Origin of the sequence: Oceanicola sp. D3 (genome assembly GCF_006351965.1) — a bacterium.
GTDB lineage: Bacteria > Pseudomonadota > Alphaproteobacteria > Rhodobacterales > Rhodobacteraceae > Vannielia.
Genome location: NZ_CP040932.1, coordinates 1,107,720 through 1,121,685, shown reverse-complemented (window position 1 = coordinate 1,121,685; position 13,966 = coordinate 1,107,720). Strand labels below are relative to the sequence as shown.

At 64.1% G+C, this 13,966-nt stretch carries 12 protein-coding genes; 8 read left to right on the top strand and 4 right to left on the bottom strand.

The window, feature by feature from the left end:
- The first annotated feature begins 29 nt into the window (after nucleotides 1-29).
- Both FHY55_RS05710 and FHY55_RS05705 read left to right on the top strand, forming a co-directional pair.
- Complete coding sequence (locus FHY55_RS05710) at nucleotides 30-920, top strand: glycoside hydrolase family 26 protein (protein WP_140013265.1); 891 nt, start codon at nucleotides 30-32, stop codon at nucleotides 918-920.
- 231 nt (nucleotides 921-1,151) lie between these two features.
- The gene (locus FHY55_RS05705) at nucleotides 1,152-1,445 is read left to right on the top strand and encodes a hypothetical protein (RefSeq protein ID WP_210410540.1); all 294 of its coding nucleotides are present in this window, start codon (nucleotides 1,152-1,154) and stop codon (nucleotides 1,443-1,445) included.
- A gap of 152 nt (nucleotides 1,446-1,597) precedes the next feature.
- On the opposite strand, the gene rpiB is transcribed toward FHY55_RS05705, so the two are convergent.
- The 4 genes from rpiB to choX all read right to left on the bottom strand — a co-directional run bounded on the left by rpiB (nucleotide 1,598) and on the right by choX (nucleotide 5,056).
- The gene (gene rpiB, locus FHY55_RS05700) at nucleotides 1,598-2,047 is read right to left on the bottom strand and encodes a ribose 5-phosphate isomerase B (RefSeq protein ID WP_140013263.1); all 450 of its coding nucleotides are present in this window, start codon (nucleotides 2,045-2,047) and stop codon (nucleotides 1,598-1,600) included.
- Between the two features lie 102 nt (nucleotides 2,048-2,149).
- On the bottom strand, nucleotides 2,150-3,187 hold the full coding sequence (gene choV, locus FHY55_RS05695) for a choline ABC transporter ATP-binding protein (RefSeq protein WP_140013262.1): 1,038 nt from the start codon (nucleotides 3,185-3,187) through the stop codon (nucleotides 2,150-2,152).
- Nucleotides 3,184-4,023 carry a choline ABC transporter permease subunit gene (gene choW, locus FHY55_RS05690; protein WP_140013261.1) on the bottom strand — a complete coding sequence of 280 codons (840 nt, stop codon included), beginning with the start codon at nucleotides 4,021-4,023 and terminating at the stop codon, nucleotides 3,184-3,186. The genes choV and choW overlap by 4 nt, the downstream gene beginning before the upstream one ends.
- Nucleotides 4,024-4,135: 112 nt before the next feature.
- Nucleotides 4,136-5,056, bottom strand: coding sequence for a choline ABC transporter substrate-binding protein (gene choX, locus FHY55_RS05685; protein ID WP_140013260.1), 921 nt, complete (start codon nucleotides 5,054-5,056; stop codon nucleotides 4,136-4,138).
- Nucleotides 5,057-5,155: 99 nt separating this feature from the next.
- On the opposite strand from choX, the gene betI reads away from it, so the two are divergent.
- The 6 genes from betI (at nucleotide 5,156) to FHY55_RS05655 (ending at nucleotide 13,966) form a co-directional block, all read left to right on the top strand.
- Nucleotides 5,156-5,728 (top strand): transcriptional regulator BetI, encoded by a 573-nt coding sequence (gene betI / locus FHY55_RS05680; RefSeq protein ID WP_140013259.1) that lies wholly within the window; start codon nucleotides 5,156-5,158, stop codon nucleotides 5,726-5,728.
- A complete protein-coding gene (gene betC, locus FHY55_RS05675) occupies nucleotides 5,725-7,233 on the top strand; it encodes a choline-sulfatase (protein WP_140013258.1) in 1,509 nt (502 codons plus the stop codon). Before betI ends, betC begins: the two co-directional genes overlap by 4 nt.
- 7 nt (nucleotides 7,234-7,240) lie before the next feature.
- Nucleotides 7,241-8,698, top strand: coding sequence for a betaine-aldehyde dehydrogenase (betB, locus tag FHY55_RS05670; protein WP_140013257.1), 1,458 nt, complete (start codon nucleotides 7,241-7,243; stop codon nucleotides 8,696-8,698).
- The gene (betA, locus tag FHY55_RS05665; RefSeq protein WP_140013256.1) at nucleotides 8,698-10,356 is read left to right on the top strand and encodes a choline dehydrogenase; all 1,659 of its coding nucleotides are present in this window, start codon (nucleotides 8,698-8,700) and stop codon (nucleotides 10,354-10,356) included. The genes betB and betA overlap by 1 nt, the downstream gene beginning before the upstream one ends.
- Nucleotides 10,357-10,388: 32 nt before the next feature.
- Entirely contained in the window at nucleotides 10,389-12,014 is a 1,626-nt protein-coding gene (locus FHY55_RS05660) for an acyl-CoA dehydrogenase family protein (RefSeq protein WP_140013255.1), read from the top strand.
- Nucleotides 12,015-12,280: 266 nt separating this feature from the next.
- Nucleotides 12,281-13,966 carry an autotransporter assembly complex family protein gene (locus tag FHY55_RS05655; RefSeq protein ID WP_140013254.1) on the top strand — a complete coding sequence of 562 codons (1,686 nt, stop codon included), beginning with the start codon at nucleotides 12,281-12,283 and terminating at the stop codon, nucleotides 13,964-13,966.

Here is a 13,966-nt window from a genome sequence, read left to right as displayed (position 1 = left end):
CGCACGCGCCACGCCCAAGGGAGATAGTCATGATTAAGCACAGCGCGACAACACTTGCCGGAGCCCTCTCTTTGTTGCTGACCGCCGCGCCAACGGCTGCTCAGGACGTGCCCCCGGGCACCCTCCCGTTTGGTGTCTACGACCCGGACGGCGACTATGGCGATAGCGCGGAGGTGGTGATTGAGCATCTCTTCCTGCCTTGGGAAGATGTCTTTCTGCCGTCGCTCAACATGGCCGATGATTATGCCCTCGCCCGGGAGCGCGCGCTGCTTGTCACGCTGGAGCCGTGGACTTGGTCTCGCGATGAACGCAACAGCGCCCGCTACCTGCGCAACGGCATCTCGGAGGGGCTTTATGATGGCAACATAACAGCGGTCTGCGATGTGCTCGCCACCCTGCGCAGCCCGGTCACGCTGCGGTTCATGCATGAGATGGATGACGAGAGCGGGCAGTTCATCTGGTCAGACTGGGAGCCCGAGGCCTTTATATCGGCCTATCGGCAAATGATTGACCTCTGCCGCAGCCGTGCGCCCAACATTACTGTCATGTGGTCCCCTCTCGGCGACGAGGCGATGACGGAATATTACCCCGGCGATGACTACGCCGATCTTGTCGGCCTCACCGTGTTCGGGCTTCAGGCATGGGATCAAGCGAGGGAGGGCGGAGATCGCAGCTTTGCCGATATCTTCGCCCCGCGCTACGAGCGCGCCGCAGCCTATGGCAAGCCCGTGGTGGTGGCTGAACTCGGCTATGTTGGTGACGAAGTCTATGTATCCAATTGGCGCGATGCGGTGCGTCAGGAACTCTCCGAATATCCCAGTCTCGTCGGTGTTGTTTACTTCAACCAACGCGAAGTTCACCCGTGGCCAGAGGGATTCGGCCTGCCGGACTGGCGGATTAAGAACCAGATCCTCGAATAAGGCCTAAGGCGGCGGGTTTCCGCCGCCGGGACTCACTGCACTGAAACCCCACATCTTTTGCGCCTCCCGCCGCTCTGGCGGGAGTGAAACTTCTACTGCCTGTTCCTTGCCCTGCTCGTGCCGCACTTGATCCTTAAGCGTTTTTAAATGAGTTTCTGCGGCAATGAAAAAATCTTTGGACGGGCCCGCTCATGGGGCCGGACCGCGGATGGATTGAGGGACGAGCAGACTATGAAGGCTTTCCGACGGATGAACTCCGTGGTGGCAGGTGCTGCACTGGCGCTTGCCGGCGCGGTGGCGATGCCCCCCGAAGCACAAGCGGACCCGGCAGCCGTCAGGCTACCGCAGGTTAAGGTGACACAGCGGCACACGGTCGGCGGCAAGGGCGCAGCCCGGTTTGACTGGCTGGCGCGCGCCAACCCCAACCCGGCCCGACGGCCCAACCGTGTGGTGGTGGCTGGCTCGAGCCGATGGGTGTGCTCGCCCGCCGGAGGCGGCGCCAAATCGCGCTGCTACTCGCGCTAACCAGCGGTTTGAAGCTGGTGCGGAACGTCCCGGCGGGCATACGGCCGGGATGCAATGCTTCGAGCGATTAGGCGCGCTTTGGTTCGCGCACTGACCGGAAACCGCCGCTTGTTCGGCGGTGACTTCAGGGTGCGATCAGCCCCTTCCCTGCCTCAGCTTTCAGGCCCTTCAATCATCTCGACCCGCGTAGCGTGGCGGCCGCCTTCAAACTCCGCGTCGAGGAAGGCATCGACGATATCGAGAGCCAGCCCCTCGCCCACCACACGGGCACCGAGGGAGAGGATGTTGGCGTCGTTGTGCTGGCGGATCATCCGGGCCGAGAAGGTATCGGCGCAGACACCGCAGCGCACGCCGGGCACCTTGTTGGCAGCCATCATGATGCCCTGCCCGGTGCCACACAGGATAATACCCAGAGCGCAATCGCCAGAAGCCACCTGACGCGCCGCCGCCTGCCCGTGCTTGGGGTAATGCGTGCTCTCGGGCGTGGTGGGCCCGATGTCGACAACCTCCCAGCCTTTCCCGGCAACATGGGCGGCGATGTTCTGGCGCAGCGCAATAGCGGCGTGGTCGCTGGACAGGACGATACGTTTGTTGGCGGACATGGCGGCTTTCCCTTGCGTGGCGCTGCGACGGCCCTTGGGCGGGCCATCTTTGGCGCGAAAATACCCGAGGGCGCGGCAAGGTCCAGCGTGTAGAGTGCCGCGTCAGCCCGTTGGGGTGATGTCGCGCTCTGTGAGGCCCGCCAGAATGTCATCCTTCGAGAGCTGGCCGACGAGCGCGCCGTCTTCCGTAACGCCGACCGGCTCTGCCTGCGCCGTCACCGTCTCCAGACCGTCCCGCACGAGGCTGTCGGCGTCGATGGTAACGGATGGAGCGCCGGCGGCGGGCTGCATCAGGTCGCGCGCACGGAGCACGCCGAGCGGATTCATGTGCTGAACAAACTCGGCGACATAGTCGTTTTTCGGATCGCGGAAAATATCTTGCGGTGCGCCGGTCTGTACGATGCGACCGCCTTCCATGATCGAGATGTTGTTGCCCAGCTTGAAGGCTTCGTCGAGGTCATGGCTGACAAAGATAATCGTGCGTTTGAGACGTTGCTGCAGTTCCAGAAGCTCGTCCTGCAGCTTGGAACGTATGAGCGGGTCCAGCGCCGAAAAAGGCTCGTCCATCAGGAGAATTGGGGCATCGGTGACAAAAGCGCGGGCAAGGCCGACGCGCTGCTGCATCCCGCCCGAAAGCTCGCCCACCTTGCGCTCGGCCCAGTCGGTGAGACCGACCAGATCAAGCTGTTCGTCGATCTTGGCATCGGCCTCAGCCTTGGGCATCCCGGCCAGTTCCAGTCCTAGCCCCACGTTTTCACGCACCGAGCGCCAGGGCAGCAGGCCAAACTGCTGAAAGACCATCGCCACGTGGTGCATGCGGATGCGGCGGAGCGTGGGTTTGTCGGCGTTGGTCACGTCGACCATGCTTTGGCCGTCGTTCACATGAACCGCACCACGCACCACCGGGTTGAGCCCGTTCACCGCGCGCAGCAGGGTGGATTTGCCGGAGCCGGAGAGGCCCATAAGCACGAGGATTTCGCCCTCATTCACGTCGAGTGAACAGTTGTGCACGCCAAGCACCTGGCCGGTGGCCTGTTGGATCTCGCCGCGCTCCTGGCCCTCGTCCATCAATGGCAGGGCGCGGTTTGGCTTGTCGCCAAAGACGATGGAGACATTGTCGATTTTTACCGCTGTAGTCATTTGCGCGCCCCCACGTTGAGCATCCGGTCAAGCATGATGGCGACCACGACGATGACAAAGCCGCTCTCGAAGCCCAGCGCCGTGTTCACCTGCCCAAGCGCGCGCATCACCGGCACGCCAAGACCGTTGGCACCCACCAGCGCGGCGATGACGACCATGGAGAGCGAAAGCATGATGGTCTGGTTCAGGCCGGCCATGATCTGCGGGAAGGCATAGGGGAGTTCAACCTTCCAGAGCGTCTGCCGCGGGGTGGCACCAAAGGCGCGAGCGGCTTCCAGCAGGGTTTGCGGGGTCGAGGCAACGCCAAGGTAGGTGAGCCGGATCGGGGCGGGCAGCACGAAGATGACCGTGGCGATGAGGCCCGGCACCATGCCGATGCCAAAGAAGACGATGGCCGGGATCAGGTAGACGAAGGTGGGCAGGGTCTGCATCAGGTCGAGCACCGGGCGCAGGTAGGTATACATCTTGGGCCGGTGCGCTGCGGCGATACCTATAGGGACGCCGATGGCCATGCACACGAGGCAGGCCGAAAGCACAAGCGTGAGGCTTTCGGTGGTTTCCTCCCAGTAGCCCTGATTGAGGATGAAGAGGAAGCCGAGGAAGACGAAGAGGCAGACTTTCCAGCTTTTCTGGAGAAACCATGTGGCGACGACGAAGGCGGCGATGACGATGATCGCGGGCGGCTCCTGCATAACCCACAGAATGGCGTCGATCATGGCTTCCATCACTGCGGCAAAGCCATCCAGCAGCACTTCGCCATGGTCTCGTATCCAGTCGAAGACGACCTTTGCGCCCTTGCCGACAGGTATCTTGTACTCTTCCAGCCAGTCTTCCACTGCCCTTGTCTCCCTTCGTCTTCGGTTGGCCTAGCGCGCGCGCCGCGCTTGAATCAGTTGGCCAAAAGAGAACCGCCCGCGCGTGGCGGGCGGTTCGGTCTTATATTTGCGATTAGAGGCCCAGCGCCGCGCTTACGGCGGCCTTGGCATCACTGCCATCCATCGCGGTCACGCCATCAAGCCAGGTGTCGAGCACATCGGCATTGGCCTTCAGCCACTCTTCGGTGGCGTCTTCCGGATCGGCACCATCATCGAGGATCTGGCCCATGATGCCGTTTTCCATCTCGAGGGTGAAATCCATGTTGGCAAAGAGCTTGCCGAGGTTCGGGCATTCTTCCGAGAAGCCTTTGCGGGTGACGGTGTGCACCACGCCCTCGCCACCAAAGAAGTCTTCGCCGCCGGGAAGATACTTCAAGTCGAAGTTGGCGTTCATCGGGTGCGGCTCCCAGCCGAGGAAGACAACGTCCTGCTCGTCCTTATAGGCACGCGCGACCTGCGCCAGCATGCCCTGCTCGGAGCTTTCGACAACTTCCATATCGGCATCGCCGAGGCCCATCTTGTTCTCTTCGATCAGCGACACGAGGTAGGCGTTGCCCTCGTTGCCCGGCTCGATGCCGTAGATCTTGCCTTCCAGCGATTCGGCGAACTTGGCGATGTCGCCATAGCTCTGCAGGCCGCGCTCCCAGGTGTAGGCGGGCACGGCGAGGGTGTATTTGGTGCCTTCGAGGTTGACGTTGATCTGCTCGATCTCGCCCGATTCCAGGTAGGGCCCGATGGCGCCATTCTGGGCCGGCATCCAGTTGCCGAGGAACACGTCGACATCATCGCTCTCCAGCGAGGCGAAGGTGACGGGCACCGAAAGGATTTTTACGTCAACATCATAGCCCAGCCCTTCCAGCACGTGCTTGGCGGTGGCGGTTGTGGTGGTGATGTCGGTCCAGCCGACGTCAGACATGACGACGCTGTCGCACGCGGCAAAGGCCGAGGAGGCGGCGCAAATGGCGAGGGCGGATACGGCTGCGGTGGTTTTCATAGGTGTCTCCCAGTTCTTCGGAGGTCTCGGTTCACTTATTGATTGACCAATCAAACAATGACCGATTATCCCCGTATTGCAAGCCTTTTGGAGTCGGCGATGAGTGTAGAACCCAAGCGCAGAGCCCAGTTGGTGGAAGCGACGATACATGAGATCGGCGCTATTGGCTCGCTCGATGTGACCGTTGGCAAGATTGCCAAACGCGCCGGTGTTTCGGCGGCCCTTGCCTTCCACTACTTCGGCGACAAGGACAAGCTCTTCCTCGCCGCGATGCGCCATGTGCTCTCGGTCTACGCAGCCGAAGTGCGCGGGGCGCTGCTGGTGTCGGACGGTCCGCGAGAGCGGCTTGAGGGCATCCTGCGGGCCAGCTTCTCAAGCTGCAACTTCCGGGCGGATGTCATTTCGGCATGGCTCAACTTTTATGTGCTCGCCCGCCGCAATGACGAGGCAAGGCGGCTGCTTTCGGTCTATCACCGACGCCTGCGCTCCAACCTCCTGCATGACCTGCGCCCGCTGGCCGGCACTGCCGCGCCCGAAATTGCTGACCGAATCGGCGCGGTAATTGACGGGCTCTACCTGCGCTACGCCTCCAACCCTGACGATATGACCGGGCAAACAGCCACAGACCATGCCCTTGCGACCCTCTCGCACGAACTCGGAGCCCTCGCATGAGCCGCCCCAACTTTCTCATCATCATGGTCGACCAGCTGAACGGCACGCTCTTCCCCGACGGTCCCGCCGATTGGCTGCACGCGCCCAACCTCAAGCGGCTCGCGGCGCGCTCGACGCGGTTCAAAAACGGCTACACCGCCTCGCCGCTCTGTGCGCCGGGCCGTGCCAGCTTCATGAGCGGGCAGCTTCCCAGCGTCACCGGCGTTTATGACAATGCCGCCGAGTTTCCCGCCGACCTGCCGACATATGCGCACCACCTGCGCCGCGCGGGCTATCACACCTGCCTTTCCGGCAAGATGCACTTCGTCGGCCCCGATCAGATGCACGGCTTCGAGGAGCGGCTGACGACTGACATCTACCCTGCCGACTTTGGATGGACGCCCGATTATCGCAAACCCGGCGAGCGCATCGACTGGTGGTATCACAACATGGGGTCGGTCACCGGCGCGGGCGTGGCCGAGATTTCCAACCAGATGGAATACGATGACGAGGTTGCCTACAATGCGACCCGCAAGCTCTACGATCTGGCACGCGGCCACGATGAGCGCCCGTGGTGCCTGACAGTCAGCTTTACCCACCCGCATGACCCCTACGTCGCCCGCAAGCGGTTTTGGGACATGTATGAGGATTGCGAGCATCTGCTGCCCGAGGTGGGGGCCTTCGATTACGAAGAGCAGGATGCGCATTCCAAGCGCATTTTCGATGCCAACGACTGGCGCAGCTTCGACATCACCGAAGAGGATATCCGCCGCTCCCGCCGCGCCTACTTTGCCAACATCTCCTATCTCGACGAGAAGGTGGGCGAATTGCTCGATGTGCTTGAGCGCACCCGGCAGGAGGCCACGATCCTCTTTGTCTCCGACCACGGCGACATGCTTGGCGCGCGGGGCCTGTGGTTCAAGATGACCTTCTACGAAGGCTCCGCCCGGGTGCCGGTGATGATCGCCTCCCCCGAGATGGAGCCCGGGCTGGTGGAGGCGCCGGTGAGCAACATCGACATCTGCCCCACCCTCTGCGACCTCGCGGGCGTGAGCATGGAAGAGGTGATGCCGTGGACGGCGGGCGAGAGCCTCAAGCCGCTGGGGCAAGGGGTGGAACGGCAAAACGCGGTGGCGATGGAATATGCAGCCGAGGCCAGCTATGCGCCGCTCGTTTCGCTCCGCAAAGGCCGCTACAAGCTCAACCTCTGCGCGCTCGACCCCGATCAGCTTTTTGACCTTGAGGCCGACCCGCATGAGCTGGAGAATCTGGCGAGCAACCCGGCTCATTCCGAGGCCTATGCGGCGCTGAAGGCCGAAGCAGAGGCCCGCTGGGATTTGCCGCGCTTTGACGCCGAGGTGCGCCGCAGCCAGGCCCGCCGCTGGGTTGTCTACGAGGCGCTGCGCAACGGCGAATACTACCCGTGGGATTATCAGCCGCTGCAAAAGGCTTCTGAGCGCTTCATGCGCAACCACATGGATCTGAACACCGTCGAAGAAGACGCCCGCTTTCCGCGCGGCGAGTGAGATATCAATGACTTATGAAACGCAACCGACCGCCAGCCACTACGTGAACGGCGCCTATCTCGAAGACACCGCAGGCGAGGTTATCCAGGTGATTTATCCCGCCACAGGTGAGGTGGTTGCCCGCGTCCATGCTGCAACGCCTGCGGTAGTGAACGCCGCGCTTGAGGCTGCCACGGAGGCCCAAAAGACATGGGCGGCCATGACTGGGCGCGAGCGTGGCCGGGTGTTGACCGACGCCGCCCGGATCATGCGCGAGCGCAACCGCGACCTCTCGGTGCTGGAAACCTACGACACCGGCAAACCGCTTCAGGAGACGCTGGTGGCCGATGCGACGAGCGGTGCCGATGCGCTGGAGTATTTCGGCGGGCTGGCCGCCAGCCTGACCGGCGAGCACATCCAACTGGGCGAGGATTGGGTGTATACGGTCCGCGAACCGCTTGGCGTTTGCGTTGGCATCGGTGCGTGGAACTACCCCACCCAGATCGCCTGCTGGAAAGGCGCACCCGCGCTCGCCTGCGGCAATGCAATGGTGTTCAAACCGTCCGAAACCACCCCGCTTTGCGCGCTGAAGGTGGCCGAGATCCTCACCGAAGCCGGCGCCCCTCCGGGCCTGTTCAACGTGGTGCAGGGCATGGGCGAAGTTGGCGGGCAGCTGGTGACGGACCCGCGTGTTGCCAAGGTTTCGCTCACCGGCTCCGTGCCGACGGGCCGCAAGGTCTATGCCGCTGCGGCGGGCGAGATGAAGCATGTGACAATGGAGCTTGGCGGCAAGTCGCCGCTGGTGATCTTTGACGATGCCGACCTCGACAACGCCGTCAGCGGTGCGATCAATGCCAACTTCTATTCCACCGGTCAGGTCTGCTCGAACGGCACCCGCGTGTTCGTGCAGCGCGGGATCAAGGGGGCCTTCCTCGCCCGCCTCGCGGAGCGGCTGAAGGGCGCTGTGATCGGCGATCCGATGGATGAGGCCACCAGTTTTGGCCCGATGGTCAGCGCCCGGCAGATGGAGATCGTTCAAGGTTACATCGCCAAGGGCATTGAAGAGGGCGCGCGGCTGGTGGCGGGCGGCGAGCGCCTTGAGCGCGATGGCTTCTACCTCGCCCCCACGGTCTTCGCCGATGTGAAGGACGAGATGACCATTGCGCGCGAAGAGATCTTTGGCCCGGTGATGGCCGTGCTCGACTTCAAAAGCGAGGCCGAGGCAATCGCCCGCGCCAATGACACCGCCTTCGGCCTCTCTGCCGGGGTGTTTACCCGCGACATTTCCCGCGCGCACCGCGTCATCGGCCAGCTCAAGGCCGGGAGCTGCTTTATCAACTCCTACAATGACGCGCCGGTTGAGGCCCCGTTCGGCGGGGTGAAGGCCTCTGGCGTGGGGCGCGAAAACTCCAAGGCTGCGATCGAGCACTATTCGCAGCTCAAGTCGGTTTACGTCCGCATGGGCGATGTCGAGGCAGCCTTCTGATGCAGGCCGAATACGTTATCGTTGGCGCGGGCAGCGCGGGTTGCGCCATGGCTGCGCGGCTGGCCGAGGCGGGCCGCCGGGTGCTGGTGATCGAGCATGGCGGCACCGACTGGGGGCCATTCATCAATATGCCCGGCGCGCTCAGCTTTCCCATGAACATGAAGCGTTATGACTGGGGCTTTCAGTCAGAGCCCGAGCCACACCTCGGCGGGCGGCGCATGGCCACCCCGCGTGGCAAGGTGATCGGTGGGTCGTCTTCGATCAACGGGATGATCTATGTGCGCGGCCACGCCCGCGACTTCGACCATTGGCGCGACGAGGGGGCCGAGGGCTGGGGCTATGCCAATGTGCTGCCCTACTTCAAGCGCATGGAAAACTGGCATGACGGCGGCCATGGCGGCGATGCGGCATGGCGCGGCACCGATGGCCCGCTCCATATCACCCGGGGGGCACGTCTCAATCCGCTCACCCGCGCCTTTGTGGAAGCCGGAGTGCAAGCGGGCTACCCGCGCACCGGCGATTACAACGGCGCGCAGCAAGAGGGCTTCGGCCCCTATGACATGACGGTCTGGAAGGGCGAGCGCTGGTCTGCCGCAAAGGCTTACCTCAAGCCCGCGCTCAAGGGGCCGAATTGCGAGATGATCCGCGCCTTTGCGCGCCGCGTGGTGTTTGAAAATGGCCGCGCAGTTGGTGTCGAGGTGGAACGCGGCGGCACCATCGAGGTGATCCGCGCCGAGGCCGAGGTGATCCTCGCGGCCAGTTCCATCAACTCGCCAAAGCTGCTGATGCTCTCGGGCATCGGCCCTGCGGCGCACCTGGCCGAGCATGGCATCGAGGTTTTGGCAGACCGCGCGGGCGTGGGGAAAAACCTGCAAGATCACCTTGAGCTTTACGTGCAATATGCCGCGGCACAGCCGGTGAGCCTTTACAAGTATTGGAACCTGTTGGGCAAAGCCTATGTTGGCGCCCGCTGGCTGTTTACCCGCACCGGCCCCGGGGCCTCCAACCAGTTTGAGAGCGCTGGTTTCATCCGTTCTGCGGCGGGCGTGGACTACCCCGATATCCAGTTTCACTTTCTGCCGATCGCCGTGCGATATGATGGGCAAGCCTCGCCGGAGGGCCACGGCTTTCAGGCCCATGTCGGCCCGATGCGCTCGCCCTCGCGCGGGGAGGTCACGCTCAAATCCGCCGATCCAGCAGAGGCGCCGCGAATTTTCTTCAACTACATGAGCGAAGAGCAGGATTGGGTCGATTTCCGCCGTTGCATCCGCCTGACCCGCGAGATCATTCGGCAAGATGCCTTCAAACCCTACCTCAAGCACGAGATTCAGCCGGGTGAAGAGGCGCAGAGCGATGAGGCCCTCGACGCGGTGATCCGCGAGCACGCCGAAAGCGCCTATCACCCCTGCGGCACGGCCCGCATGGGGCGGCGCGATGATCCGCGTGCGGTGGTTGACCCCGAGTGCCGGGTGATCGGCGTGGAAGGGCTGCGGCTGGCCGACAGTTCGATTTTCCCGCGCATCACCAACGGCAACCTCAACGCGCCCTCGATCATGGTCGGCGAGAAGGCTGCCGACCATATCCTTGGCCGCGCTCCGCTGCCTCCTCAAAACGTGCAGCCATGGGTGCACCCCGACTGGCAGACCGCGCAACGCTAGCCGGGCCGCGCGGCGAAGCGTAGGATGGCCCCATGTTGCCGCCCCGCTCCCATTTGCCGACACATGAGGTCACCAACCAGCCCCCGGCCCGGGGCGACGCGGACCTCTGGGCCGATGATCCGGTTCTGCGAGAGGCCGTCGCGGCGGCGGGCGGGCAGGCAGAAGCGCTGGCCAGCTACGGCGCGGCACTGGGGCGGTCCGAGATGCGAGAAGCCGGGCGCGAGGCCAACCGCAACCCGCCCGAGCTGGTGCAGTTTGACGCGGGCGGGCGGCGGCTTGATGAGGTGCGGTTTCATCCGGCCTATCATCGGTTGATGGCCGCAAGCACTGCCGCGGGCTATGCGGCGGTGGCTTGGGAAGGCGCGGCGGGCGGGCATGCAACCCATGCTTCCATGGTTTACCTCGCCAGCCAGGTTGAGCCGGGGCACTGCTGCCCGCTCACCATGACCTATGCCGCCACACCCGCGCTGGCCGCGACGCCCGAGATTGCGGCGCTCTGGGGGCCCAAGCTGGTATCTCGCAGCTATGACGCCAGCATCGCGCCAGTTGTGCAAAAGCGGGGCGCAACGCTGGGCATGGCGATGACCGAAAAGCAGGGCGGCTCGGATGTGCGGGCCAACACCACCCGCGCCGAAAGTGACGGGGCGGGCTGGCGGCTGTTCGGGCACAAGTGGTTTTGCTCCGCGCCGATGTCAGACGGGTTCTTGACGCTGGCGCAGGCCCCCGGCGGGCTCAGCTGCTTTTTGGTGCCGCGCTGGCTGGAGGGCGAGCGCAATGCGGTGCGGCTGATGCGGCTCAAGGACAAGCTGGGCAACCGCTCCAACGCCTCTGCGGAGATCGAATACGAAGGGGCCTATGCCCTGATGCTGGGCGAGGAGGGGGCAGGCGTGCGCACCATCATCGAGATGGTGCACCACACGCGGCTCGACACCGCGATGGCCCCCGCCGGGCTGATGCGCGCCGCGCTTGTGGAGGCGCACCACTGGGCCAGCCACCGCACTGCCTTCCAGCGCCGCCTCATTGACGCGCCGCTGATGCAATCCGTTCTCGCCGATCTGTCGCTCGATTGGCAGGGCTGCACCGCTCTCGGCCTGCATGTGGCCGCCGCCTTCGACCGCAGCGGCGAAGAGGCTCGCGCCTTTGCCCGCATCGGGGTGGCGCTGGCGAAGTTTCTGGCCAACAAGCTCTGCCCGATGGTCTGCGTCGAGGCGATGGAGGTGCTGGGCGGCATGGGTTATGTCGAAGACACCCCCCTGCCCCTGCTCTATCGCGAGGCGCCGCTGAACGGCATCTGGGAGGGGTCGGGCAATGTTATCTGCCTCGACATTCTGCGTACCCTCGCCCGCGAGCCGCTCGCCGGAGAGGTGCTTCATGCTGAGCTCTCCGAGGCGCGGGGCGCATCATCTGCCTATGACGCGGCGCTGGCCGATCACCTTGCCCGCTGGCCCTCCGGACTGCCGACAGAGGCCGAGGCCCGCTGGTTTGCCGAGCGCACGGCCCTGCTGCTCACCGCCGCGATTCTGCTGCGCAGCGCGCCAGCCCCTGTGGCCGAAGCCTTTGCGGCCACCCGCCTCACCGGCCCGCGTGGGCGGATCGCCGGGGCCATTCCGCAAGCCGATGCGCCAGCCCTATTGGCACGGATCACCCCGGCAGGCTGACACCGGAACCGCGCCGCTGGCCTGCGCGTTAACCGTTATAGGAAGGTGCGCAAACAGCACCAAAACAGGGGCCAGACACATGGCAGGCTGGTTGCAGTTGCCGGGGTTTCGCCTAGAGTCCCGGCGAGGACCAAGGAGCGCGAAACACAGTGAAGCCCCCCCGTATCTGCCGTGCTGCGACCGCGTTATTCCTTTTCTTTTTCAGCGCATTAACTCTTCAGGCTGAAACCCGCATCGGGCTTTCCGTCGCGGGCGGCGACAGTGCGTTGCGCGATGAGATCATCGCCGTTCTCTCCACCCGTTCACTGCTTCTTGAAGGCGAGGCCGATCCGCAGGGGCTGGTGGCGGCGGCGCAGGCGGATTACCGCCACATCATCGCGGCGCTTTATGGCGAGGGCTACTACGGCCCGGTGGTTTCGATCCGGCTCGATGGGCGCGAGGCGGCACAAATGTCGCCCTTCGCGGTGCCCCGGCAGGTGGGGCAAATCAACGTGGTGGTAGAGCCGGGGCCGCAGTTTCGCTTTGGCCGCGCCGAGATTGCGCCGCTCGCCCCGCGCAGCAATCTGCCCGGCGCATTCAGGGCTGGAGAGCCTGCGAAGGTGCCGGTGATCGAAGAGGCGGGAGTGGCAGCAATCGACCGCTGGCGTGAGTTGGGTTACGCCAAGACCGAGGTCACCAACCAGCGCATCACGGCCAACCACCCGGCGCGGCGGCTTGATGTGTCGGTGGGGCTCAACCCGGGTCGCAAGCTGCAGTTCGGGCAGCTGGAGCCGCGCGGCAACGAGCGTGTCCGCACCGACCGGATCATCGAAATCGCCGGCCTTCCGCGCGGCGAAACCTTTCACCCCGATGAGGTCGACAAGGCCTCCACACGGCTGCAGCGCACCGGCGCGTTTCGCTCGGTCACCCTCAGCGAGGCGGCGCGCGCCAACCCCGATGGCACGCTCGACATCGAGGCGGAGCTTGTAGAGGCCAAACGTCGCCGGATCGGCTTTGGTGCTGAGTTGACGACGCTGGAAGGGGCATCGGTTTCGGCGTTTTGGCTGCACCGCAACCTGCTGGGCGGGGCCGAACGGCTGCGGTTTGACGGCGAGATCAGCAACATCGGCATGAGCGGTGACAATGGAGTGGATTATCGCCTCAGCGTGCTCTTTGGCCGCCCCGGCACTTTCAACCCCGATACAGATTTCTACATTCGCGCCGCGTTGGAGCATGAGGACGAGCCGCTCTACCTCTCTCAGAGCTTCGAGATCGAGGCTGGCGTGACCCGGATCGTGAACGAGGACTACAAGTTTCAGGGCGGGCTCGGGCTGCTCTACTCGCATACCGAGGATGATATCGGCACACGGGATTTTACCCTGCTTACCCTGCCCTTCAGCGGCACGCTGGACCGGCGCGACAACGACCTTGACCCGAAGAATGGCTACTTTCTCAACCTCGACCTCACCCCATTCATCGGCCTCTCCGGCTCGGGCAACGGCGCGCGGCTCTATGCCGATGCGCGGGGGTATCGCAGCTTTGGCGCGGAGGAGAAGATCACCCTCGCCGGGCGGCTCCAGCTTGGCTCGGTGATGGGCACAGATGTGACCGAAACGGTGCCAGATTTCCTGTTTTACTCCGGCGGCGGCGGCACGGTGCGGGGCCAGCCCTATCAGTCGCTCGGCGTAACCTTGCCCGGCGGTGAAGAGATTGGCGGGCGGTCCTTTCTTGGAGCCTCTGTTGAGTTGCGCGGGCAGGTCAGCGACAAGATCCAAGTGGTCGGCTTCTACGACTTCGGCCTTGTCAGTGCCGAGAGCTGGCCGGGCGACGAAGGGGAAAGCCATGCGGGCGCAGGGCTTGGCATTCGATACCAAACCGGGCTTGGCCCGATCCGGCTGGATGTAGCAACCCCGACGGGCGGCGACACCGGGGATGGCGTAGAGCTTTATATCGGCATCGGGCAGGCGTTCTGA

Coding starts and splice junctions, on each gene's coding strand:
- FHY55_RS05710 (WP_140013265.1), top strand. CDS start 30: ATGATTAAGCACAGCGCGACAACACTTGCCGGAGCCCTCTCTTTGTTG.
- FHY55_RS05705 (WP_210410540.1), top strand. CDS start 1,152: ATGAAGGCTTTCCGACGGATGAACTCCGTGGTGGCAGGTGCTGCACTG.
- rpiB (WP_140013263.1), bottom strand. CDS start 2,047: ATGTCCGCCAACAAACGTATCGTCCTGTCCAGCGACCACGCCGCTATT.
- choV (WP_140013262.1), bottom strand. CDS start 3,187: ATGACTACAGCGGTAAAAATCGACAATGTCTCCATCGTCTTTGGCGAC.
- choX (WP_140013260.1), bottom strand. CDS start 5,056: ATGAAAACCACCGCAGCCGTATCCGCCCTCGCCATTTGCGCCGCCTCC.
- betI (WP_140013259.1), top strand. CDS start 5,156: ATGAGTGTAGAACCCAAGCGCAGAGCCCAGTTGGTGGAAGCGACGATA.
- betC (WP_140013258.1), top strand. CDS start 5,725: ATGAGCCGCCCCAACTTTCTCATCATCATGGTCGACCAGCTGAACGGC.
- betB (WP_140013257.1), top strand. CDS start 7,241: ATGACTTATGAAACGCAACCGACCGCCAGCCACTACGTGAACGGCGCC.
- betA (WP_140013256.1), top strand. CDS start 8,698: ATGCAGGCCGAATACGTTATCGTTGGCGCGGGCAGCGCGGGTTGCGCC.
- FHY55_RS05660 (WP_140013255.1), top strand. CDS start 10,389: ATGTTGCCGCCCCGCTCCCATTTGCCGACACATGAGGTCACCAACCAG.